This window comes from Acinetobacter sp. Ver3 (assembly GCF_000632455.1).
Classification (GTDB): domain Bacteria; phylum Pseudomonadota; class Gammaproteobacteria; order Pseudomonadales; family Moraxellaceae; genus Acinetobacter.
Genome location: NZ_JFYL01000017.1, coordinates 26,349 through 51,193, shown reverse-complemented (window position 1 = coordinate 51,193; position 24,845 = coordinate 26,349). Strand labels below are relative to the sequence as shown.

21 protein-coding genes and 1 pseudogene are annotated in these 24,845 nt (G+C 38.9%); 13 read left to right on the top strand and 9 right to left on the bottom strand.

All coding sequences use genetic code 11. The features are described 5' to 3' along the window. The first annotated feature begins 85 nt into the window (after positions 1 to 85). The 8 genes and pseudogenes from CL42_RS06865 (at position 86) to CL42_RS06835 (ending at position 10,956) form a co-directional block, all read left to right on the top strand. Entirely contained in the window at positions 86 to 580 is a 495-nt protein-coding gene (locus CL42_RS06865; protein WP_035266514.1) for a DUF2938 family protein, read from the top strand. 60 nt (positions 581 to 640) lie between these two features. Then, positions 641 to 873 (top strand): annotated as a pseudogene (locus CL42_RS17505) (DUF6500 family protein). A gap of 212 nt (positions 874 to 1,085) precedes the next feature. Beyond that, on the top strand, positions 1,086 to 2,468 hold the full coding sequence (gene ahcY / locus CL42_RS06860) for an adenosylhomocysteinase (protein WP_004814998.1): 1,383 nt from the start codon (positions 1,086 to 1,088) through the stop codon (positions 2,466 to 2,468). Positions 2,469 to 2,544: 76 nt separating this feature from the next. Then, positions 2,545 to 3,381 carry a methylenetetrahydrofolate reductase [NAD(P)H] gene (metF, locus tag CL42_RS06855; RefSeq protein WP_035266512.1) on the top strand — a complete coding sequence of 279 codons (837 nt, stop codon included), beginning with the start codon at positions 2,545 to 2,547 and terminating at the stop codon, positions 3,379 to 3,381. Between the two features lie 100 nt (positions 3,382 to 3,481). Further along, positions 3,482 to 4,192: a 16S rRNA (uracil(1498)-N(3))-methyltransferase gene (locus CL42_RS06850; protein ID WP_035266510.1), complete on the top strand. Its 711-nt coding sequence runs from the start codon at positions 3,482 to 3,484 to the stop codon at positions 4,190 to 4,192. A 168-nt stretch (positions 4,193 to 4,360) separates the two neighbouring features. Continuing rightward, on the top strand, positions 4,361 to 7,225 hold the full coding sequence (locus CL42_RS06845; RefSeq protein ID WP_035266508.1) for an EAL domain-containing protein: 2,865 nt from the start codon (positions 4,361 to 4,363) through the stop codon (positions 7,223 to 7,225). 133 nt (positions 7,226 to 7,358) lie between these two features. After that, entirely contained in the window at positions 7,359 to 9,638 is a 2,280-nt protein-coding gene (locus CL42_RS06840) for an NADP-dependent malic enzyme (RefSeq protein WP_035266506.1), read from the top strand. Between the two features lie 79 nt (positions 9,639 to 9,717). Then, positions 9,718 to 10,956, top strand: a complete 1,239-nt coding sequence (locus CL42_RS06835; RefSeq protein ID WP_035266499.1) for a multifunctional CCA addition/repair protein — start codon at positions 9,718 to 9,720, stop codon at positions 10,954 to 10,956. A 35-nt stretch (positions 10,957 to 10,991) separates the two neighbouring features. Here the strand turns inward: CL42_RS06835 and CL42_RS06830 are convergent, their stop codons facing one another. Further along, entirely contained in the window at positions 10,992 to 11,618 is a 627-nt protein-coding gene (locus tag CL42_RS06830) for a LysE family translocator (protein WP_035266496.1), read from the bottom strand. A 166-nt stretch (positions 11,619 to 11,784) separates the two neighbouring features. On the opposite strand from CL42_RS06830, the gene CL42_RS06825 reads away from it, so the two are divergent. Further along, complete coding sequence (locus CL42_RS06825; protein WP_051586553.1) at positions 11,785 to 12,240, top strand: GNAT family N-acetyltransferase; 456 nt, start codon at positions 11,785 to 11,787, stop codon at positions 12,238 to 12,240. An 11-nt stretch (positions 12,241 to 12,251) separates the two neighbouring features. On the opposite strand, the gene epmA is transcribed toward CL42_RS06825, so the two are convergent. The 7 genes from epmA to CL42_RS06790 all read right to left on the bottom strand — a co-directional run bounded on the left by epmA (position 12,252) and on the right by CL42_RS06790 (position 19,485). Then, the gene (gene epmA, locus CL42_RS06820) at positions 12,252 to 13,232 is read right to left on the bottom strand and encodes an EF-P lysine aminoacylase EpmA (RefSeq protein ID WP_035266494.1); all 981 of its coding nucleotides are present in this window, start codon (positions 13,230 to 13,232) and stop codon (positions 12,252 to 12,254) included. After that, positions 13,229 to 14,296, bottom strand: coding sequence for a 4-phosphoerythronate dehydrogenase (locus CL42_RS06815; protein ID WP_035266492.1), 1,068 nt, complete (start codon positions 14,294 to 14,296; stop codon positions 13,229 to 13,231). Before CL42_RS06815 ends, epmA begins: the two co-directional genes overlap by 4 nt. A gap of 110 nt (positions 14,297 to 14,406) precedes the next feature. Continuing rightward, positions 14,407 to 15,573 carry a type III PLP-dependent enzyme gene (locus CL42_RS06810; protein WP_035266490.1) on the bottom strand — a complete coding sequence of 389 codons (1,167 nt, stop codon included), beginning with the start codon at positions 15,571 to 15,573 and terminating at the stop codon, positions 14,407 to 14,409. A gap of 119 nt (positions 15,574 to 15,692) precedes the next feature. Continuing rightward, on the bottom strand, positions 15,693 to 15,926 hold the full coding sequence (locus tag CL42_RS06805; RefSeq protein ID WP_228133240.1) for a phosphopantetheine-binding protein: 234 nt from the start codon (positions 15,924 to 15,926) through the stop codon (positions 15,693 to 15,695). Between the two features lie 2 nt (positions 15,927 to 15,928). Further along, the gene (locus CL42_RS06800) at positions 15,929 to 16,573 is read right to left on the bottom strand and encodes an isochorismatase family protein (protein WP_035266486.1); all 645 of its coding nucleotides are present in this window, start codon (positions 16,571 to 16,573) and stop codon (positions 15,929 to 15,931) included. A 15-nt stretch (positions 16,574 to 16,588) separates the two neighbouring features. Beyond that, a complete protein-coding gene (locus CL42_RS06795) occupies positions 16,589 to 18,253 on the bottom strand; it encodes a (2,3-dihydroxybenzoyl)adenylate synthase (protein WP_035266483.1) in 1,665 nt (554 codons plus the stop codon). Further along, positions 18,250 to 19,485 carry an isochorismate synthase gene (locus tag CL42_RS06790; RefSeq protein ID WP_035266481.1) on the bottom strand — a complete coding sequence of 412 codons (1,236 nt, stop codon included), beginning with the start codon at positions 19,483 to 19,485 and terminating at the stop codon, positions 18,250 to 18,252. The genes CL42_RS06795 and CL42_RS06790 overlap by 4 nt, the downstream gene beginning before the upstream one ends. A 160-nt stretch (positions 19,486 to 19,645) precedes the next feature. Between CL42_RS06790 and CL42_RS06785 the strand changes: the two genes are divergently transcribed. Beyond that, entirely contained in the window at positions 19,646 to 20,416 is a 771-nt protein-coding gene (locus CL42_RS06785; protein ID WP_035266478.1) for an SDR family oxidoreductase, read from the top strand. Positions 20,417 to 20,452: 36 nt separating this feature from the next. On the opposite strand, the gene CL42_RS06780 is transcribed toward CL42_RS06785, so the two are convergent. Then, a complete protein-coding gene (locus CL42_RS06780) occupies positions 20,453 to 21,775 on the bottom strand; it encodes a condensation domain-containing protein (protein ID WP_035266475.1) in 1,323 nt (440 codons plus the stop codon). Positions 21,776 to 22,007: 232 nt separating this feature from the next. Here CL42_RS06780 and CL42_RS06775 point away from each other — a divergent pair, with 232 nt between their 5' ends. From CL42_RS06775 to CL42_RS06765, 3 genes are read left to right on the top strand one after another with little or no spacing between them, the layout of a single operon-like run. Beyond that, positions 22,008 to 22,817 carry a siderophore-interacting protein gene (locus tag CL42_RS06775; RefSeq protein WP_035266467.1) on the top strand — a complete coding sequence of 270 codons (810 nt, stop codon included), beginning with the start codon at positions 22,008 to 22,010 and terminating at the stop codon, positions 22,815 to 22,817. 37 nt (positions 22,818 to 22,854) lie between these two features. Then, positions 22,855 to 23,805 (top strand): ABC transporter substrate-binding protein, encoded by a 951-nt coding sequence (locus CL42_RS06770; protein ID WP_051586552.1) that lies wholly within the window; start codon positions 22,855 to 22,857, stop codon positions 23,803 to 23,805. A 1-nt stretch (position 23,806) separates the two neighbouring features. Beyond that, the gene (locus tag CL42_RS06765; RefSeq protein WP_051586551.1) at positions 23,807 to 24,844 is read left to right on the top strand and encodes a FecCD family ABC transporter permease; all 1,038 of its coding nucleotides are present in this window, start codon (positions 23,807 to 23,809) and stop codon (positions 24,842 to 24,844) included. The last annotated feature ends 1 nt before the right edge of the window (position 24,845 follow it).

Here is a 24,845-nt window from a genome sequence, read left to right as displayed (position 1 = left end):
ATATCTATTTCCATTAATGCACCTTGACTTCAAGTTAGCTTTAAGTTGCACACTAGCATGACTTAAATTAGAGAGTCATCCTTTCATGAATATTTTAATTTACATTTTAGCCTTAGGCCTAAGCGCTACTTTAATTATGGATTTTTTAGGTTGGGTAAGAGCGATGATTTTTAAAATCCCCTCATTTAACTATGCTTATTTGGGTAGGTTTTTCTTTTTAGTTAAAAATAAAAAATACGTATACAGAAATATTACCGAAGCCCCTGTACACAAATTTGAATACATTACGGGTTGGGTATTTCATTATATAACCGGTATTTTTTTCGCTTTAATTTATACTTATATCGATAATTCACATACTACTTTGGAAGCTTTTATATCTTCTATTTTATTTGGACTTTCAACTGCTATTATCCCATTTTTGGTGATGCAACCTATTCTTGGATTTGGTTTCTTTGCGAGTAAAACGCCCAATCAATGGATCAGCATAAAAAATAGCTTAGTGGCACACTTAAATTTCGGAATCGGTTTATTTATAGCCCAAATTATTCAATCCTACATTTTCTCAACATTACACTAATGAAAGCTTGATAGATTGAATGATAAAAATTTTAAATTAAATTTCTAATACGTTGCCAAAATGAATAAATCAATCAAAGACAAAATTATTCGAATTTGTGATGAAAAAATCGATCGGAAGGGAGAGTCTGTAGGTTTGTCATTTTATGCTTTCTTTTCAAATAAAATAATGACCCCGATGCACTCATGGAAGTAGCTCATTGGTGGATCATGAAACATAAACTTGACCACTTTGAAAAAGCACAGAAAATAAAATCTCTAATATCATCGGAATCTGAAGTTGACGCGATTTAATTGAAATACTTTGAATCACCAATAACCAACTTAACATTGGAAATTCGCAAGTTTAGAAGTACAATACTCCGCTAGTCGAGGGATGCTGCGACGTTTTACAAGTACAAAATGTAAAAGCGCCAGGCTCGACGATCGGTCAATCTGCTCAGATGGACCAACAACGGCATCCGCGAACATAATGATCAATTTTTGTTTTTTATAAGGAGATCGTGATGAACGCGGTTAATGCTTCATTTACAGATTACAAAGTTGCCGATATTTCACTTGCTGACTACGGCCGTAAAGAAATCAAACTTGCAGAAGCTGAAATGCCAGCCCTTATGGGTCTGCGTAAGCGTTACTCTGCGGCTAAACCACTTGCTGGTGCTAAAATTTTGGGTTGTATCCACATGACAATCCAAACAGCTGTTCTTATCGAAACTTTGGTAGAGCTTGGTGCTGAAGTTCGTTGGACATCTTGCAACATTTTCTCAACTCAAGACCACGCTGCGGCAGCTATTGCAGCTTCTGGTGTTCCAGTATTTGCTTGGAAAGGCGAAACTGAAGAAGAATACATGTGGTGTCTTGAACAACAAATTAATGTAAATGGTACGCCTTGGGATGCCAACATGATTCTGGACGACGGCGGTGACTTAACTGCGCTTGTTCATGAAAAATACCCAGAAGTACTCGCAAAAATCCACGGTATTACTGAAGAAACAACAACAGGTGTTCAACGTCTTCTCGAAATGTGGAAAGACGGTTCATTGAAAGTACCTGCGATCAACGTAAATGACTCAGTAACTAAATCTAAAAATGACAATAAATACGGTTGCCGTCACTCTCTAAACGATGCCATCAAACGTGCAACTGACATGCTGTTATCTGGTCGTCGTGCGCTGGTAATTGGTTACGGTGATGTAGGTAAAGGTTCTGCGCAATCGCTTCGTCAAGAAGGCATGATCGTACGTGTTTCTGAAATCGATCCAATCTGTGCAATGCAAGCATGTATGGACGGTTACGAAGTAGTTTCTCCATACAAAAACGGCGTACAAACAGGTAAAAAAGAAGACGTTAACGCTGATCTTCTTTTAAATACTGACTTAATCGTAACAACGACTGGTAACTACCACGTTTGTGACGCTGCAATGCTTGATACATTAAAAGCAGGTGCAGTAGTTTGTAATATCGGTCACTTTGACACTGAAATCGATACCAACTACTTACGTGGTTATAAGTGGGTTGAAGTTAAACCACAAGTTCACCAAGTATATCGTTCAGAAAATGAAAATGATTACCTCATTCTTCTTTCTGAAGGTCGCTTAGTAAATCTTGGTAATGCAACTGGTCACCCATCTCGCGTGATGGACGGTTCTTTTGCAAACCAAGTTTTAGGTCAAATGCACTTGTTCGCTGAGAAATTTGCTGATCTTCCTGAAGACCAAAAACAAGCAGCGATCCGTGTTGAACTTCTTCCTAAGAAATTAGATGAAGAAGTTGCTGCAGCAATGGTTGCAGGTTTCGGTGGTGTTCTGACTCAATTAACTCAAGAACAAGCGGACTACCTTGGGGTTGCTGTTGAAGGTCCATTCAAATCTGACGCTTATAAATACTAATCTTTGAACAAGCAGGCTGAACAGCCTGCTTTTCTTTGAATTCTATTTTGCTGAAATAAGTACAAAGGATTTGAACATGTCTAAACAGATTCCAATTTCTTTTGAGTTTTTCCCAACCAAAACTGATGCAGGTGCGGAAAAACTTAAAGTTGTTCACCAAGAACTGCAGTTGCTTAATCCAGAGTTTTTCTCTGTGACTTATGGTGCAGGTGGTTCTACACGTGAACGTACACTTTCGACTTTAGCTGATTTTAATGGTAAAGGTACGCCTGTTGCTCCTCACCTCTCTTGTATTGGTGATAGTAAAGAACGTATCGCTGAACTTTTAGATTTATATAAATCTCAAGGGATTGACCGTATTGTTGCACTACGTGGTGACTTACCTTCCGGTCAAGTTGGCTTAGGTGAATTACCGTATGCTCAGGATTTAGTACGCTTTATCCGTGAACATTCGGGTGACCACTTCCAAATTGAAGTTGCAGCTTACCCTGAAATGCACCCACAAGCAGATAGCTTTGATTTAGACATCAAACGCTTTTGTGAGAAAGCCAATGCAGGTGCAAATGCAGCCTTAACTCAATTCTTCTTTAATCCAGATGCGTATTTTTACTTTGTAGAGCGCATTCAAAAAGAAGGTGTGAATATTCCTGTGGCACCGGGCATTATGCCAATTACGAATGCAAGCAATCTCATTCGTTTTGCGGATGGTACTGGTGCCGAAATCCCTCGTTGGATTCGTAAGCAACTTGCGGCTTATGGTGATGACACTGCTTCAATTAAAGCCTTTGGTCATGAAGTGATTGTGAAGCTCTGCGAGCGCTTAATTGCAGGTGGTGCACCAAGTCTGCATTTTTATACGATGAATACAACTGATCCAACTCGTCAACTTGTGAAAGACCTCGGTCTGGCATAAGTCTCCTGACTTCTTTTATCGACAGCTTAGGTTCAATTTATTTGATGTAAGGACTGAAGATAAAAGAAGTTTTTATTTTACCGATTTTAGAGTAATGCACATGCCTCGTTTTTTTATTGAAGCAGACTTAAATGTAAATACAACAGTTGAGCTAACTGAAACTGTATTTCATCATTGGGTCAAAGTTTTACGTGCACAAGTCGGTGAAAAAGCGACCTTGTTTAATGGTCAAGGTGGCGAATATCAAGTTGAGTTAACTGAAGCCAATAAAAAAACAGCCTCGGTTCTAGTTCAAGAATTTAACCCAACCAATCGCTCCCCAAACTTTAATGCCTTACTTGGTCAAGTAATGAGTAAAGGTGACCGCATGGATTATGCTATTCAAAAAGCGGTTGAGTTAGGCGTATCTGAAATTCAACTTCTCACCTCTGAACGTTGCGAAATGCGTTTAAAGTACGACCGCGATCAAAAAAAATTAGATCATTGGCAAGGTGTAGCAATTGCTGCTTGCGAGCAGTGTGGATTGAATATTGTTCCTAAAATATTAGCCCCACTCCCTTTAGCACAATGGTTAAATAGCGAACTCCCTGAAACGAAATTAGTCTTGGCACCCAATAAAGATGAGGTCGATGTGTTAAAAGATGCTTCCTCAAATATAGCACTACTCATTGGTCCAGAAGGTGGATTGAGTGAAGCTGAAATCCAATCTGCAAATCAGCATGGATTTATCAATTGGTGTATTGGTGAACGTGTTTTACGTACAGAAACTGCACCAGTGGTTGCTTTATCGATCTTAAATTACAAATTTTAATAAATATTTTCTCAAAATTCCGTGATTTAACTCACAATAGAATTGATTTTCATCCAATTAGACAGTACTTTAATGAGAAAAGAGTTGTCGCGCTAAATTTATATTTTTTAAGTTCGTACTCAAAAATAATTCAAATAAAGTAGAAAGAAAATTAAGGTATTGCCAGTTATGAGTGAAGTTCAGGGAGAGCATGTTTCCAACTCTGTACTCGATAGCCAGATCAAAAGTGCGACTTCTAATTTGCATTTTTTTTTAGCGTGGGTGCTCTTTGCCTGTATCTATAATCAACTTATTTACTTTTTTTACTTCAAAAGCTTTTCGATCCCTTATACCATTTGGCTCATTATATTCAGCGCCATTCTTTTAATCTGTTTTTGCTTTACCCTCTTTTTTAAAAAATCTAATCAAATTAGTATTTTTAACTTAGACATGTGGGCACAATTGGTTTGCTTAATTACTGGAGCTGGTCTAGCTATCGGTATTTATACCGTATTACAGCTTATCCCCGAACATAATCCAGAAGTCAAAGATATACATATGTTGACTTTAGCTGGGTTAATGTTATCTATTGTTTATACTTTTGCTATTGTATTTCTATCACAGCGTTTACGATACTTTCTTTATGTTTTTTTGCCTTCAGCTTCGGCCATAGTCCTTTCCAATTTCCTTTTTTTAGATAATACTCCTGATGTTTTTAGTTTAATCTTTAATATTTGGTTTGGCGTATTACTTATTTGCGCACTCCTTACCCATAAGATGTACCGCCGTCTTGGAATATTAAATAGTCACAATAAATTCTATTTATCTGAATCTAGAAAACATCTTATGGAGTCATCACTTCTCCAAGAAAAGCTAAAAAATGAGATTGAAAAATCCAAAGAAATTGAAAGCCAATTACAAATGCATAATCAATTACTCGAACAAAAAGTAATTGAACGAACCTACGATATTAATAAGATCAACGATCGACTGCAGCACCATCAAGCTAACCTCGATTTTGCGCATGAAACTGCTGGAATTTCATCTTGGCTATGGAATATTGAGAAAAGAACTATTGAAATTTCAGGCATTAAATATGGTAATCAGGTTTTACATTACCAAAGTGCAACTGATCAAATTAACGAGTTTATTCACCCAGAAGATCAAGAAAATTATCGTAAAGAGCTCCGTAAACATTTAAGAGGAAATACTGAACGTTTTGAAGCACATTATAGAACTAAAGTAAAAGATCAGTGGTTTTGGATTAAAGATATTGGTCGAGTTATTACACGTGATCCTGAAAATAATAAACCTCTTAAAATGGTGGGTATTTTCCAAGACATTGAGAGTGAAAAAAAAGCACAAGAAAAATTGAAATTAGCTTCGAATGTATTTAATCAAGTGGCCCAAGGAGTTTTCGTTTTAGACAATAACTTGTGTTTTTTAGAAGTTAATCCTTATTTTAGTGAATTGGTCAACATCCCACCGCAAGATATTATCTCAAAACACATCTTTGATATTACCAAATCTTCCACATCCCAACTCAGCCAACATCACGCCGATATAACTCAGACTGTGTTACACACTGGACAATATGATGCTGAGGTCACAGAAGAATTTATTTCAGGAAAAATATTAACCTTATGGCTGCATATCAATGCAGTTCGTGATGATAAAAATAGAATTTTAAATTATGTAGGCATCATTTCAGATTTGACTGAACGGAAACAAAATCTTGAAAGAATGGCCTACTTAGAGAATTACGATCTACTTACAGACTTACCTAACCGTGTTTATTTTAATTTACAGTTACACCAGTATCTAATTAGTAAATCTAAAATTCTGAGCCATTTTTCTATTATTCGTCTCAACATTGATCGATTTAGACATTTTAATGAGTTTATCAATCATCAAACTGGAGATGAAGTTCTCAAAGAAGTTTCCCGAAGACTGAAATATACCTGTTCTAAAGCCGTTCTGATTTCATATTTAAATAATGATGACTTTGCTATGATTTACAACTTAAATCATAGTCATTACACGATCCAACAAGTCGTCGATCAGATCCTTGAGGCCTTTGAAATACCCTTTATCATCGATGGGCAAGAACACATGATTCATGTCTCACTGGGTATCGCAATTTACCCCAATCATGGTAGACAAATTGGTAGCTTAAATAGTCACGCGGAAAGCGCTTTAACAGAAGCAAAAAAACTAGGGGGCAGCACAGCCTATTATTATGACAATAAGCCTGAATCCATTTTTGGCAGTGACATTGAGCTCGAAAGAGATTTACGACTTGCTATAAAGAATCAGGACTTAGAAATTTACTATCAACCTAAGATAGAAAGTAAAACGATGCAAGTGAGCGGCTTTGAAGCGTTAATCCGCTGGAATCATCCAAAGTACGGCATCATCATGCCAGATCGTTTTATACCCATTGCTGAAATGACTAGTCTGATCTCAGATATCGGAAAATTTGTTATTTTCCAGACATGTAAGCAACTTAAAATATGGCATGAATTAGGATTTGATAAGTTACAAATTTCTATTAATGTCGTGGCGCAACAGATCCATCGTGGGGAATTTCTCAATTTTATTGATCAAGCCGTGCTCAAATACTCACTCAAACCGGAGTTTATAGAGTTTGAACTTACCGAGTCATCATTGTTAGATAAATCATCTCATGTTTTTGATTTGCTAGACCAAATTAAGGATAAAAATTTCTCAATCGCCTTAGATGACTTTGGGACAGGCTATTCATCACTTGCATATCTTGCAGATTATCCTATTGATACACTCAAGATTGATCGCGCCTTTATTTCAAAGATTGGCACTCGTAAAAATAATGCTATTGTCGATGCAATTATTTCAATGGGTAAAACGATGGGGATGAAATTAGTTGCTGAAGGTGTTGAGGATATCGAGCAAATTGAATATTTAAAAAAACAAGGTTGTGATTATTTCCAAGGTTATTATTTTTCGAGACCATTAAATAGCGCTGATAGCACTCAATTTCTGCAAAATGAATATCAATTCTCAAAAATTAAATAAAGGCTAGACCAAAGTCCTAAATATGTATGAAATTTCGACTTTTAACTGTGATCAATGTGCAACTAGTGGTATATTCGAACCGATATAACCAAAAAACCAGCAAGGCTGGAACATTGTAATAACTGGGATTCAGATGGACGATCAATCTTTAAAACAGCAAGCACTCTATTACCACGAATTTCCAACGCCAGGAAAAATCAGCGTTACTCCGAGTAAGCAACTCGTCAACCAACATGATCTAGCATTAGCATATTCCCCAGGTGTTGCAGTGCCATGTTTGGAAATTGAAAAAGACCCTTCTAAAGCAGCGCTTTATACTGCACGTGGTAACTTAGTCGCAGTCGTCAGTAATGGTACTGCAGTACTCGGTTTGGGTAATATTGGTCCCCTCGCCTCTAAACCAGTGATGGAAGGTAAAGGCGTCCTGTTTAAAAAGTTTGCAGGCGTTGATGTTTTCGATATCGAAATTGCAGAAAATGATCCAGATAAAATCGTAGATATTGTTGCTGCTCTTGAACCGACTTTCGGCGGTATTAACCTCGAGGACATTAAAGCTCCAGAATGTTTCTATATTGAACAGAAACTTCGCGAGCGTATGAATATTCCAGTTTTTCATGATGATCAGCATGGAACATCAATTATTGTAGGTTCAGCGCTTTTAAATGCTTTGCAATTGAACGGCAAAAAAATTGAAGATATCAAGATCGTCGCTTCTGGAGCAGGTGCTGCTGCACTGTCATGTCTAGATCTTCTTTGTGCGCTTGGTGCTAAAAAAGAAAATATCATTGTTGCTGACTCTCGTGGACTCTTAACAAAAAAACGTGAAGGTTTAGACGAGTCTAAAAAACGCTATGTTCAAGATATCGAAGGTTCTCAGCTTGGCGACGTAATTGCTGGTGCAGATATGTTCCTTGGTCTATCAGCTGCGGGTATTTTGACTAAAGAAATGGTCAAAGTCATGGCGAAGGATCCAATTATCTTCGCGCTTGCTAACCCAGATCCTGAAATTCTGCCTGAACATGCACATGAAGTTCGTGATGATGTCATCATGGCGACGGGTCGTTCAGACTATCCGAACCAAGTCAATAATGCGCTTTGCTTCCCATATATCTTCCGTGGTGCACTTGATGTAGGTGCAACAACCATTAACGAAGAAATGAAGATTGCATGTGTACACGCAATTGCTCGTATGGCACATGTAGAAGCTGATGCTGCATCTTATGGTGAAAAATCTGCATCATTTGGACGTGATTACCTAATTCCACGCCCACTAGATCAACGCTTGATTCTTGAAATTGCGCCTGCTGTCGCAAAAGCTGCGATGGATTCTGGTGTAGCGACTCGTCCAATCCAAGATTTCTCCGTGTATCATCAGCGTCTTTCTGAGTTCGTTTACAACTCAGCATTTATGATGAAACCAATTTTTGCTCAAGCGAAAACTGATCCTAAACGTATTGCTTATGCGGAAGGTGAAGATCTTCGTGTTCTTCGTGCTGTTCAAATTGCAGTAGACGAAGGCCTGGCAAAACCGATCTTAGTGGGTCGTACTGCTGTGATCGAAGCGAATATTAAGAAATTAGGTTTACGTTTAGAAAATGGTGTGAATATCACTATCGTTGATCAAGAAACAAATCCTGATTACGAAAAGTTTGCTGATGATTACTATAATCTGATGATGCGTAAAGGGGTAACACCTGAGTATGCACAACGTGAATCACGTCGTCGTTCGACCCTGATTGCAGCGATGTTAGTACGCCACGGCTTAGCAGATGGTATGCTATGCGGTACGTATTCTAGCTACGATATTCATTTAGATTTCGTGAGTAATGTCATCGGTTTAAAAGAAGGTCATAACACTTTCTTTACCTTAAATGCGTTGATGCTCGAAGATCGCAACTTGTTCATTGCAGATACATACATCAATCGTAACCCTACGGCTGAACAGCTTGCTGAAATGACTATATTAGCAGCAGATGAAGTCCGTCGTTTCGGTATTACTCCACGTGTCGCATTGTTGTCGCACTCAAGTTTTGGTTCTGATCAGACTGACCCTAGCGCTCAAAAAATGCGTAAAGTGTATGAAATCCTTTCTGAAATCGCACCTGAACTTGAAGTTGAAGGTGAAATGCATGCAGATGCAGCACTTGATGAAAATATCCGTAGCTTTGCATTCCCGAACTCGCGCTTCAAAGGTTCTGCGAATCTATTGATTATGCCGAATTTAGATGCTGCAAATATTTCATTCAACCTGTTGAAGTCAACTTCAGGAAATAATGTAACAATCGGTCCAATCTTATTAGGTGCGGCTAAGCCAGTTCATATCTTAACACCAACAGCTACTACGCGCCGTGTTGTAAATATGACTGCATTAACTGTTGCAGAAATTCAAGAAGAGGAAAAAAACGCGCTCTAATCCTTTATTTAGGGCACGTTTTGTGACTTGAGAAAACCTCTATTCTGATGCATGATGGTGCTAAGAATAGAGGTTTTTTATGCAAGTTTATTTAGTAGGCGGCGCAGTGCGAGATCAGTTGCTCGGACACCCCTATCACGAAAAAGATTATGTCGTTGTCGGTGCAACACCAGAACAACTTTTAAACCAAGGTTTCCAACCTGTTGGTAAAGATTTTCCTGTATTTCTACATCCCGAAACTAAAGATGAATACGCCCTCGCTCGTACTGAGCGTAAATCTGGGCATGGTTATCATGGCTTTGAATTTTTTACCGATCCCTCGGTAACCCTTGAAGATGATTTAATTCGTCGTGATTTGACAATCAATGCAATGGCCATGAATGAAGATGGTGAGTTGTTCGACCCTTATCATGGTCATCAAGATTTGAATCAACGCATTTTACGTCACGTTTCTGATGCCTTTGCAGAGGATCCACTACGAGTATTGCGTGTTGCCCGTTTTGCAGCTCGCTATCATCAGTATGGTTTTAAAGTAGCTGAAGAAACCATAGCCTTAATGAAAAATTTGGCTGATTCTGGTGAATTGCAAGCACTTACGCCTGAACGTGTTTGGAAAGAAACTTCTCGTGCTTTAATGGAACGTGATGCTGATATTTACTTCGAAGTCCTTCGTCAGTGTGATGCTCTCAAAATCCTCTTTCCAGAAATCGAAGCATTATTTGGTGTACCACAACGTCCTGAATACCATCCTGAAATTGACTGTGGTATTCATACCTTGATGTCATTACAACAAGCTTGTAAAGCAGACTACTCGATGGATGTACGCTTCGCAGTATTAGTGCATGATCTGGGTAAAGCACTCACGCCTAAAGATGAGTTACCTCGCCATATCATGCATGAGGAACGTGGTGTTCAGCCCGTGACTGATTTATGTGAACGTCTTAAAGTTCCGACCCAAACCAAACAATTGGCTATTGCGGTGTGCAAAGAACATCTTAAATGCCATCAGGCGTTTACATTAAAACCAGGAACACTTTGGCGTCTATTACAACGTTTAGATGTATTACGCCGTCCTGAACGTGTTGAGGCTTTTGTACAAGCATGTGAATGTGATGCCAAAGGTCGCTTAGGTCTCGAAGACCGTGAATATCCTCAAGCAAAATATGTATTAGATGCAGTACAGATTGTTCGTTCAATTAAAGCATCTGATTTACCGCCTGAGATCAAAGGCCCTGATATTGGTGAAATGCTGATCCAAAAAAGAATTGAAGCTTTGTCAATGCACCGAGAAAAATATCAATCCATTGTAAATACATAATATTTACCTCCTGAAGCTCAGGAGGTAATCGTATTTTAAAAGAATGATTGTTGAAAATATTTAAAAGAATCAATCATTGGTTTAATGATTGAAGCCACTAATAATAGCGCCATACTGTAATTGAAGATCTTTAGATGCTGTGGCGTACGCACCAAAGTTTGTAATTTTTCTCCGAGTATTCCCCAAGCTCCCGTGCATGGAATACAGACTAACCCAAACACAACACCCAAAATGATATACCAATAAAATTCACTGCCTGCAGCTAAATAAGTCGTCACCGCGCCCATTGCCATAATCCAAGCTTTTGGATTGACCCATTGAAATAATGCAGCTTGCAAAAAAGTAATGGGTTTCGCTTGAGTTTTATCTAATTCAACTGAGCCTGATTTAGCAATCTTAATGGCTAAGTAGATTAGATAAGCAATACCGATTAACTTTAGAATTTCGTAAACAAATTGATTTTGACTCAGTAATGTACCAATTCCTAAACCAACCAAAATCACCATGACCCCAAAACCGATTGCTACACCCAAAATGTGTCCATAAGTCGCGCGGAGTCCAAAGTTCACTCCTGAAGTTGCGACCATCAAATTGTTAGGTCCAGGTGTTATGGATGTCACAATTGTATAAATTACAAAAGATAAAAATATAGAAAAAGACATATAGTCGCCTATGATTATTGTTTTAAATCTTCAAATCGGAAAGATGAATTAAATCCAATATTAAAAGATAAAATATTAAATTTATCTAAACAAAATACATGAAAGATTAAATTATTTAAACATACTTCAATTCATACTTATAAACCATGTTTCAAGAGCCACGACAATGCTGACTAGACCTGTAAATTTAAACCATGATGTTGCAGCGATCGCTGAATTGACTACCCAACTCGGCTATCCAACTCGGACAGAACTTATGAAAGAACGTTTAATTAGGTTGCAAGCCCAGGAGCGTTATACAACCCTAGTATTTATCGATCATGGACAAGTTATCGCATATATTGGTTTTGTTGAAGAAATATCATGGGAATGTGCTGATCCGTATTTTCGCATTCTAGTACTCATTGTAGATCAGGCGCATCGCGATAAAGAGATTGGTCAAAAACTGTTGGCTCACGTTGAACATATAGCCACTCAACAAGGTATTCAAAAAATTGTGGTCAGTAGTGGTAATCGTGCTGAACGATTACCTGCACATCAGTTTTATTTAAATCACGGTTTTAAAGCGTATAGCACAACATTTGTCAAAATATTAACTCCTCAAGATCGTCCTTTATCCTGAAGAGAAAAATCTTATGAGCGATCAGCAGGAAATGTAATCACTTGCTCTAGTTTCATTTTCTCTGTTGCCACCATCAGTAAACGATCGATCCCCAATGCGATACCTGAGCATTCTGGCATTTTAGGCAATGCTGCTAAGAGATTTTCATCTATTGGCATAACATCTAAGCCTAATTTTTCACGTTCAGCATTATCGGCTTCAAAACGGGAACGCAATACATCTGCATCAATCAACTCATCATAAGCATTTGCTAACTCCAAGCCCTTAATATATAGCTCAAAACGTGCTGCAACCAATTCCCCATCTTCATCAACTCGAGTTTTTGCAAGAGATGCAAGTTCTGGTGGAAAATCCGTTAAAAATACAGGCGTATCAAAACCTAAGCTCGGTTCCACCATATGCGAAAATAACAAGTCGATATAACCTAGACGATCATCACCCAGATCTAGATTTAACCCAACACGATTACAACAATCCTTTAATTCCTTTAATGTGGATTTAAGTGGGTTGAGATCTAAGCGATCTATAAATGCATGTTTGTAACTTAAAATCGTAGGTCGCACCTCGCCAAAACGATGTGCCAAAGTGACATTGAGTAAATCTGTAACTTCAAACATTAACTCTTTGAGACTTAAATCAGGTCTATACCATTCAAGCATGGTAAATTCACTGTTATGTTTACGTCCATGTTCATCATCGCGAAAAACTTTACAGATTTGATAAATTGGCCCTACTCCTGCTGCCAACAGTCGTTTCATGGCAAATTCTGGTGAAGTTTGAAGATAGTGCTTTTTCAAATGACCATGCACATGACGGCTTGCCTCAACTGATGCCAAGTGGACATCGGTTACTCCAGCATGAGATAAAATTGGAGTTTCCACTTCCAAAACATCACGTTCTAAAAAAAATTGGCGAATCTGTTGATACATCTTCGCTCTGGCCTTCATGGCTGTAAGATCGCAAGTTGGTAGATAGCTCAGAGAGTCAGTCATGCTTGCGGCCCTCCATGAGCAGCCCATTCACGGCGTAATGGATAGGTTTTACGTAATTGATCAAATGAGGCTTGATCTACTTTCCCATCTATGAGGCATGCTCTTAAGTTCTGATCATCTCTAAAGATATCGTAGATATGGTTTAATTGAGTTTTCAGCGTGTGCTTGAGATCACTATTGTTAAAATATTGTTCACATGTAGGCAATTGGGTTTCGAACTGTTTTGAAGGCTGATGGCCGAAATGCTGACAGAAACCATCATAAATCATCTGGGTACCACGCGCTTTACCCTCAAGACTATAACCCGCAATATGAGGTGTCACCAATTGCACAAGATCCAGTAAATCTTCCGTAATGACTGGTTCATGCTCAAAGACATCTAGTACAACTTTACGACCCGTTGCTCGAATATCTGCAATCAAAGCTTGTTCTTCAATGACGGGCCCACGGGCAGAATTAATTAAAATTGTAGATGGTTTAAGCTTTTTTAAGGTCTCAGCATTAAACATATGTCGGGTTGCATGCATCCCTGAAGTGGTTAATGGCACATGGATAGAAATTGCATCTGCTTTTGAAAAAACTTCATCTAAAGTGACTTGCTGAATATTTTCTCTTTGTACAAAAGGATCAACCCCGATGACGTTCCATCCCAATAGTTTCGCCATATGTGCGAGTCGAGAACCGACATTACCCAGTCCAATAATGGCTAAAGTGAAATCTTGTTCTGCATCTAGCAAATGAGGATTTAGAGCTAATAACGCAGTAATAACATATTCAGAAACAGCTTGGGCATTACATCCTGCAGCATTTGTCCATTGGATATTTTGCTGTTCAATTGCTGGAATATCCAAGTGATCTGTGCCGATCGTTGCACTACCCACAAAGGTTAATGCAGTATTTTGAATGAGCGCAGAATTCACTTTCGTCACAGAACGTACTAATAAGGCTTCAGCATCGACCACATCGTCATGCTTTAAGGTACGACCAGCTTTATTATAAATATCGCCAAATTCTGAAAAGAAATAATCTGTGAATGCGAGATTTTCATCTGCAACGATTTTCATGAGCCTACCCATCAAGATTTTAGCATTATGATAACGCTTCTGTGAAGGTTAGGCTATGTGGCTCGCAGCTTGAGCGACTGACTACCAACCACATAGCACCATTCCTAAAATCAATCTAAATAGAACGTTTTTAAAGGTGGATAACCATTGAATTCGACCGAAGCATAAGAGGTTGTATAAGCTCCAGTACTTAACCAATAGAGTCGATCTCCAATGCTCAAGTTTTTTGGTAACTGATAAGGCACTTTTTCATACATGATATCTGTTGAATCACAGGTCGGTCCTGCAAGCACAACACTTGAATGTTCATGTGCTGAATGCATTTTAGGTGTATATATAGGGTATTTGATCATTTCACCTAAAGTTTCAATTAGTCCATTAAAGACGCCCACATCCGTGTACACCCATCGTTTATCATCATGTGCTGATTTATTGGCGATAAGAACAATCTCTGAAACAATCACACCAGCATTACCCACCAGCGATCTGCCTGGCTCCAAAAATAATATCACCTGATCATCAAAGTGTTCATCAAGATAGCGTTGAATCTCGTGCGCATAACTTTGAATACTGTCAACATCAGCTAAGTAATGTGCTGGGAAACCACCACCCAAATTGATTAATTGTAAGCTGATACCGTATTGTTCTTTCAAAGTATCAAATATTTGCTTCACTACCGTTAAAGCTGAACGCCATACAGTGACATCACGTTGCTGACTACCGACATGGAATGACACGCCAAAGGGTATTAAACCCAATTGTCTAGCTTTCACCATTAAATCAACCGCCATATCTGGATGGCATCCAAATTTACGTGATAGTGGCCAATCTGCTGTACCTCCCGACTCTACCATTGCCCTGACAAAGACTTTAGAGTTCGGTGCGAATTCGGCTATTTGGGCGAGATCTGCTTCCGCATCGGTAACAAATAAACGGATTCCTTTTCGGTAAGCGTATTCAACGTCTGAAGCTTTTTTAATAGTATTACCGTATGAAATACGATCTGGATGAATTCCACATTCAAGCGCTTTGTCTAACTCATAAATTGATGCAACATCAAAACATGAGCCAAGTTGATCAAGTTTATGAATAATTTCACGACCTGGATTTGCTTTCACTGCATAATAAATATGGGCTTTTGGAAAGCTATTTTGCAACTCAATAAATTGAGTTTGCACTTGATCTAAATCAACAACTAAAAAAGGGCTTTGCTTTGTTTCGGCAAAATTTTGGATTTTTTTCCATTGTTGATCAGAATAGTATTTTTTTAATTGCATGTAAGATCCACTCACGTTAGCGAATAATTTAACGAAAATGGCCTTTGGCTATAAGTATTTTGGCTAGGGCCGTTGATTGTGCATGTGTTGATTTTCAAGGTATGCACATTAGTCTTACATTAATCTCTATTCAATTTAAGACGATCACTCCATTCATTCAACGTTGGCTCCTCCACCAAATCTTGAAATTCAATTTGAAAGCCTTTTTCACGTAGCAATCCAACCAGCGTCATAAGACTGACTGAATCAAGTCCTAACATAAATAAATTATCTTCCTGCTGAATTTCATCTACAGGTAAATTCAATTGATGAGCGACCATATTTTTTAGCTCAAGCATGCTTAATTCATTCATGATCATTGCCCCTGACCTAAGTCATTAATCACAGTCTGAGTATCCATGACTTTTGCACAGCGCCCAGTCGCATATTTTAGTGCAAGATCATGTTCTTCTCGGCTAAAATCCGCCAAGGCATCACCAACCATAAATGCTTGAATATCCAGCATAAATGCTTCTGCTGCTGTTAATAAGCAACCAATATGGGCATATACTCCACAAATCACTAATTGATCGCGATTGGCTTGTTTGATTTGCTGCTCAAAATCACTTTTTTTAAATGCGCTATAGCGCCATTTTGTCAGCACGGTGTCTTCATTTTTTGGTTGCAGTGGATCAATAATTTTGGTCAATGCTGGATCAGCTGACAAACCTTTACCCCAAAAATCCGTTAATAGTTGACGATGTTCTGGCGTCTGATCACCAGGTTGTGCGGTGTAATACACTGGAATTCCTAGTGCATGTGCCTGATCAATAATGGCTTTACAATTTCGGATTAATGTGGGAATGGGCGCTTGGGTCTGATCATAAAAATCTAAAAAATACTGCTGAACATCATGTACCAATAAAACCGACCGTGATGCATCTAAAGTCCAATCAACTTTGTTAACTGGAAAATCTTGAGCAGATGGCATGGGGTAACTTGCAATACGTGGGATTGCCATATCTTATTTCCTTCGTTAAATCGTGTCTTCGGTGAGGCGTTTTCTGAGTTGTTTCTTGTCGATTTTGCCCAATGCCGTATAAGGCATTTCTTCAATAAATTCGATGCGATCTGGGATCTTATAGGTCGCCAGACCGTATGCTTGAACGAATTGTCTAATTTGCAGTTTGAGCCTTGTTTCTGATGCATCTTGGTTGTTAGGTCGCCATTGAATAAATGCACAACTTTTTTCTCCTAATATTGGATCTGGTTGTGCAACCAAGGCGGACAAGATGATTTGTTGGTGTTGATTTAAAACCTGTTCGACTTCTTCCGTCGCGATTTTTTCTCCGCCACGATTAATTTGTTCCTTACTTCGTCCTTCAACAATAATATTGCCTTCTGGCGTTAATCGTACTAAATCACCAGTGCGATAAAATCCATCTAAGGTAAAAGCATTTCGGTTATGTTCTGAAGCCCGATAATAACCTCTAATGGTATAAGGGCCGCGAGTTAAAAGATGCCCCACCTCACCCAACGGCAGCTCGTGATCATCTTCATCGACGATTTTAATTTCATCATCTGGACTTATACGGGAACCTTGGGTACCTATAATGACTTCTTTAGGATCATCGTAACGCGTGTAATTCACCAAGCCTTCTGCCATACCAAATACTTGTTGTAATCGGCATTGGTATTGATCAATCAATTTTTCAGCTAAAGCATCTGGCAACCTTGCTCCACCGACCTGTAAAGCCGTTAATTTTTTAAAAATATTTGTTGCGCCATTTTGAACAGCTTCAGCCCATGTTGCTGCTAATGCAGGGACAAGAGCAACATGCGTGATATTGTGCGATTCAATGAGTGGAAATGCAGTTTGGGGAGAAGGATCTTTCGATAAAACAAGTGTTCCACCTGTATAAAACAGACCCAATGAACCAGCCGAACTCATACTGAAATTATGTGCTACTGGAAGCACCATAAGCATACGGCTTTCTGTATGAAGTTTACAAATATCTGCACTGGCACGAACACTATACAAATAGTCATCATGTGTTCTTGGTATAAGTTTCGGTGTGCCAGTACTGCCCCCTGAAAGTTGAAAAAAAGCCACATGGCGAGCCGTTATTTTAGGCTTTGAAACCATATGATTTTTAAACGATGGAAGATTCGGCCAAGGATCAAAATCGCCTGCATCACCAACGACAATCACTTGCTGTAAAGTCGGACATCTGCGCTGGCACTCTTGCGCTAAGGATCTGTAATCAAAGCCTAGATGCTTATCTGCACAGATATACAATTTGGCATCTGTTTGCTGAATAAAATGACTTACTTCGGCATGACGGTGTGCTGGTAAACTCATGACTGGTCGCATCCCTATCCGCAAAGCTGCAAAATAAGCAATAAAAAACTCTGCTATATTTGGCATTTGAATCACAACAGCATCTGCCAGCCCATAGCCTTGTTTAGTCAAGAAGACTGCAAATTGTTCAATATTTTGATTCAGCTCTTGATAAGAATACTGGCGATCACCACAAATCAATGCCATTTGATTGACGAATTTCTGGGCTGATTCTTGAAAAAACTCAGAAATGGTTTGTCCTTTCCAATATCCCTTTTGAATGTATCGCTCTACGAATTCTTCTGGATATGGCACGATGCCATCCCAGAGTAAAGACTCGTCATTTACATTTGCATTCATTTTATTCCCCCATGATTTAAGTGCTGAGAATCTAAACCCAATGCATTTAACATCGTTTTAAATTTCACGATGGTTTCAGACAGTTCACTTGTCGGCTGTGAAGCTTCAACAATTCCTGCACCCGCATAAAGACGCGCATAATGCTCAAAGATTCGCCCACAACGTACATTCACTGCCCAAGCACCATTCCCTCTGGCATCACACCACCCCATGGTTCCAGCAAAAAGGTTACGGTTAAATGGCTCTAGTTCCGAAATCAACTGACGAGCCATGGGTGCTGGTTGTCCACAGACTGCTGGTGTTGGATGCAGAATTGAGACCACATCAAAAATGTGTTGCTCTGGATCTTTCAACGTTCCCTGAATTTTGGTCGCCAAGTGCCAAACCGCCTCGGTTTTAATCAGTGAAGGTGATTTTGGGATATTCAGCGTTTTGCACAAGGGAGAGAGTTGATCTGCAATGGCTTCGATGACCACGGCGTGTTCATGCTGATCTTTTTGTGAAGCAAGCAATTTTTCAGCTCGTTGTTGATCCATTGTGGGATCTGTATGGCGTGCTAATGTTCCTGCAACTGGGTGGCTAAACAAATATTCATTTTGCTTCGCAACGAGAAGCTCTGGACTTGCCCCCATAAACCAACCAGATTGTTTTGGGTTTTGGGCCAACGCAAATGTGTAGCCATCAGGATTAGAAGCCAACAACTGGTAAAATAAATCAATAATATTAATTTTGTGTTGGGTTTTAAGATCAATTGCCCGAGCCAATACTGCTTTTTCAAGCGGTGATGACTTCATCAATTCAACCAATTTAACGACACCAGCAATGTATTCCTCTTGTGCTGGGATGAGAGTCGCTTGCACTTGATCATTAAGAGAAGACTGAGCCGATTGATCAATGCGCTCATTTACAAATGTGTTTTTTGCTTCCGCAATCGAGATTTCTGGTAAATCTCGATGATCAAAAGGCAAGCTCCCGACCAAAATAAGATCTTTATTCGCTGTTAATTCGATTTTTTTTTGTAGTGTAGATTTTGCTTGTTCGAGCCACAGAGCTTGCTGCTGATTAAAATTTAGATGAGAAGCTCGATCAAATTCGATATGTTCAACTAACTTTTTACTTGAAATGGTCCCCGTTGGCGTTGCGAACACGAAGCCAGGTTGATCTTCCTCAATTAACTCTTCCTTTTTTATGCCTATCATATTTTGAAAAACTGACGGTTCTATTGGCAACATATTTGTTCTCACGATTATCTGTTCGCACTGCGTGCATCAAACTTTCAACATTCACAAAAGGACAACCTCTAGGAGTTGAACGCAACCAATATAATAATTATTATTCCCAATTGAAAATGATTATCGTTTCAATTTGTTAATAAAATTAAAGGATACTTAAATGGGTTTATATATCGTGACGGGTGCAGCCAGAGGAATTGGTGCTGAAATTTGTCGTCAGCTATTGCAGAAGGATCATCAAGTCATCGCAATTGATCGGATTGATGACATCAATCAATGGGAACTTTTTAAATTAATTCCTGAAGCATCACTCAACCATCTAGACCACATCAGCTGTGACATTCGTAAGACCAATGAGATCATTCAGCACATTGAAAATTCTATACTTTTTAAAGGCACGATCACGGGGTTAGTGAATGCTGTAGGAGTCTTAGAAATGGGATCTTTATTAAATACATCAGTTGAACAATGGCATGAAAATTTGTCGATAAATTTCATTGGCCCTGCCGAACTTAGTCGTTGGGTCGCTCACCAAATGATTCCTCAAAGAGAAGGTGCGATTGTGAGCATCAGTTCAAATGCAGCCCTCATTCCAAGAATGAATATGGGTTTGTATGCAACGACTAAAGCTACAGTGAGTCACTATTTTAAAAATCTTGCGTTGGAACTCGCGCCTCACAATATTCGCTGTAACTTAGTTTTACCTGGCTCAACCCTTACACAAATGCAAAAACAACTATGGACTGAGGATCGCCCCCCTGCAAACATTGTCAACGGAAATCTGGAACAATTCCGAAATGGTATTCCATTGCAAAAGATTGCTGAGGCTGAAGATATTGCCAATGCAGTGATATTCTTACTTTCAGATCAAGCACGCCAAATCACAATGCACGAATTGGTGGTTGATGGTGGAGCAACTTTAGGCGTGTAACAGCCCTATTGCCCATTCAAAGGATAAGCTGCCAGACTATTCTGGCAGTGGTTTGTGAATTTGAAGTTGTTCAAAAACAAGTTCTGGTTGAGCTAACCAAGTTTTCATCATCTCCATAAAATCATACCAATAAGCTTTAAGACTTGGCACATCATAGAGTTCTTTATGTCCGTCAACAGCGAGATACAATCGTTCGATACCATCAACAAACTTATTGGTAATCGCGGTATCAAAGTCTTCAATTGGGCCAGCGGATATAGTTGTTTTTGTTAACTTACACCCTTCAAAATGTTCAGGTAGAGGGTAAGGAATCCAGTTCACAATAGGTCCAAATAAGATATTTTCATAGGGATCAAAATCTTCTAATACAAATCGCATTTGCTCAAAATAGCTTTGCTGATGCGGTCGAATTTCGGCAAATCTTTTCGTTAATAATAAAATGATTTCTTTTAAGTTTTCTTGTCCAGTAATGCCCAACCTTAATGGCAGGATATTCATGACTAAGCACGGTATACGCATAGATGAAGTACCCAACCGAGACATAAAAGGTACCCCAAAGCATTGTTGAGGATCTTTAGACTGTTTTATTAAATAACTCATCATCACTGCCATGACGATAAGAGCACTGGGCAATTTTAATTCAGTTGCTAATGCATTTAATTGTAGCTGTGTAGGCCAATCAATTACCTCTTCATAACGTGGCCCTTGTGAAAATGGTTCTTTTAATTTTCGTTTAAGTCGTTTCTTAGGAGCTTTCTCATACGAAAAATTAGCCTTCCAAAAGTCTAAATCTTTTTCAGCTTTTTCAGAGTGAAGGTAGCGCTGTTCTTCTGCAATAAACTTTTCATAATGATCGAACCCTTTAATTTTTAATTCAGTACCATTTTTGAGAGATTGATAATAATCAATAAATCGGCTAATCATCAGTCCGTAAGCGTAGCCATCTAATGCAACGTGATGCGCTTTAAAAAATAATCCATACTTTTGCTCACCTAAGTGTGCAAACACATAGTCATATAAATGACCCGATTCTAAATTAAATGCTGGTTCTACTTCTTTTTCAGCCCACGCTAAAATTTCCTCCTCATCAAGCTGAGATAAATCAACGAAGCTAGGTTTCCGTATCGTCACATCATCTACTCGATAGACGTGTTCGCCCTGAACTAAAGCTCGCCAATGAAGCGATTTAGCTTCCTTTAATGTGAGATAAACTGCTTTTTGAAAAAGCTCTCGATCTAATGGTCCCTCAATAACCAACCACTCCGCCGTATGAAAAGGATAACTGCCATGATAATGATGGCCTTTCCACATACTGTGTTGTGCACGAGTTAATAGATCATGGGATTCATTGATTTGCATAAGACAACCGCATATATTTAATTTTCATTATAAAATCAAAGCTTTACAAAATATTTTAACCTACATATTTTGTGATTACACTTTGGCACAAAAAGATTATTAAATATAATGATTATCATTTGCAAATTTAATTTGTTTGATTTAGATTAATAACCATTCAAATCTGTCGACTGACGCACGTATTACTGTATCGACGATCTTCACTCCATTGATAAGTACAGAAGATTAAATAATGACGACACAATCTCCTCCTCTAGCTCGACATATTTCTGTCCATTCAACAGAACAAATTTCCACTCATTTACAGCGTATTAAGTTTAAAAGTGAAGATTTCACAGGTTATGCAAAATGTGATGGTGGTGCGCACATCAAATTGTTTTTTCCGAACCCTGATCAACAAGCCCCTGACCTCCCGTTTCGAAATTCTTTAGGCAAAATTACGTGGCCAAATGGAAAGAAACCAATTACACGGACATATACTGTTCGAGATTTCGATGAAGAACAGCAACTTTTAGTCATCGATTTTGTAAGACATGAAGATTTTGGTATAGCGGCTGATTGGGCAAAGCATGCGAGTCCAGGTGATCTGTTAGGTCTAGCCGGTCCAGGAGGACCAGCACGTTTTAAAATCGATGCAGAATATTGGATTTTTGTTGGAGATCTTTCAGCAATTCCGATGATCGCTGCCTCTCTTGAACAATTACCAAAAGACGCTCATGGTGAAGTTTGGATCGAGATCGAAGATGATTCAGACCAAATACATCTGAATAAGCCTGAACACATTAAGGTTCATTGGTGCAAAGGCCCTCATGAATTGAATAATAACATCCGTGATTCTTTGCAAAACTTAGACTGGAAAAATAAAGATATTTCAGTATCACTGGCGGGTGAAAATTCAACGGTGGTTGAACTTCGTAAAATACTAAGACAAAACTTCCAGCTACCCAAAAGTAATTTATATGCTGTGCCTTATTGGAAGCAAGGTCACAACGAAGAGGCTTATCATGAGGAACGCCATCAAGTAATGGATGCCATTGAATAAGTGAATAGAATTATTTTAATGAAATATGTAGAAAGATATGAAATATAAAATTGCAATTATGTTGAGTGCTATCACTCTCTTTACAGCATGCTCTCAGTCGAATGAACCTTCTTCACGAGACAGTAAAGCAACGGCTGAATCTCAAATAAATACGACACGACAAATTGAAGATGCTTTAGGTCGTCAAGTTACGATTCCTGTTCAGCCACAACGTGTTGTGGTTTTAAGTGAACTTGATTTGGATAGTGCTATTGCGCTTGGAATAAAACCTATAGGCAGTAGTTATGTTCGAGGTCAAAGTAATTTTCCAGATTACCTCAAAAATGAAACACAACAGATCGCCTCCGTCGGTAACTTTGGACAACCGAGCATGGAACAAATTCTTACGTTACAACCTGACTTAATTATTGCTGGAAGCATGATTGATACACAAATGATTAATCAATTGCAGCAAATTGCACCCACTGCAGTCAGTTTTGCACGCGGCGAGCCATGGAAAGACAGTTTCAAAAAGGTAGCTCATTTATTAAATAAAGAACAACAAGCCCAAAAAGCTCTAGAAGCGTACGATCAATATGCGCAAGAAGCTCAACAGAAATTACATGCTCAACAAGGTCAATCAGTCAGTGTCATTCGTTGGACAGCCAATGGACCTGTGTATATGTTAAATGATTCATTTGCGAGCCAAGTTTTAAAAGATATTGGCTTAACACGACCTCAACATCAGCAACAACCAGGTGCAAGCCATACCCCTCCAATCAGTCGAGAACGTTTTGATCAAATTGATGCAGACTGGCTCATCATTGGCAGTCATCTAAACGCGGAAAAGCAACTGGCAGAACTAGAAAAATTACCAGAATTCCAACGTCTTAATGCTGCAAAAAACAAGCATTATTTCGTGGTTGATGCATCTATGTGGACTGGCATAGGTGGACCACATGCTGCTCGACATGCCATTGATGATGTATTGAAGCATCTCCATAATTAACATGCTGACGAATGCTACAACTGTACTTGACCGATTCCCGCTGATGGGAATCGTGCTTAGCTTGATTATTTTATGTTGCACTGTTTTATCGATCGCTTACGGCGCTGGTCAGCCCTACTTTACAGACAGTTTGCAACTTATTCTTCAGGCACTCAGTCAATGGTCCTTAGAACCAATTACTCCCCTATTGGAAATTAGAATACCACGCACTATTGCGGCGGTGAGTGTCGGATTAGCTTTAGCGATCTCAGGCGTCATCCTTCAGAACTTGCTTAAAAACCCTTTGGCTGATAGTGGATTAATCGGAATTAATAGTGGTGCATCTCTTGCCATTGTTTTGGCCATTGTTCTTCAAATGGATACCTTCGGACTATTTTTTTGGGCGGTGATTGGGGCTTTAGTGAGTGCATTATTGGTCTTTGCCATCAGCCCTCGTCAAATGACAGATCAAAGCTCACTTACACGTTTAGTCTTAGCTGGACTGGCAATCACCAGTACATTCCAAGGTTTTATGGCTGCCATTCTTCTGAGTTTCCAAAATGGCTTAGACGACTATCGTTTTTGGGTTTTAGGTTCGCTCAATCGCGTTGATATTCAATATCTCAGTCTTGCACTGATTTTAATGGCGATCGGACTCATCATCGCTATATTGGTGATACGCCCTCTAGGTCTTAGCTTAGTTGGTGATCAACTGGCGAATAGCTTAGGCTTAAATACGAAACTACTTGATGCATTCTGCATTTTAGCTGTGGTTTTATTAACTGGAAGTGCCGTTGCATTAACAGGACCAATTGCCTTTTTAGGCTTGATTGCACCTTACTTTGCACGAGCTATTGGTGCTCAGAGTATTCAGAAACAGCTCATCTATAGTGGACTATTTGGCATGTTGTTGTTGCTGATGGCGGATATCATTGCACGTGCAGTCGTGCAACCTTTCGAAGCCCCTGTCAGTATTCTTTTAGCCTTATTAGGTGCACCTATTTTGATATGGATGGTGCGTCAAAATAACTTACAAAATATCATTCAGGCGGAGAAATAAT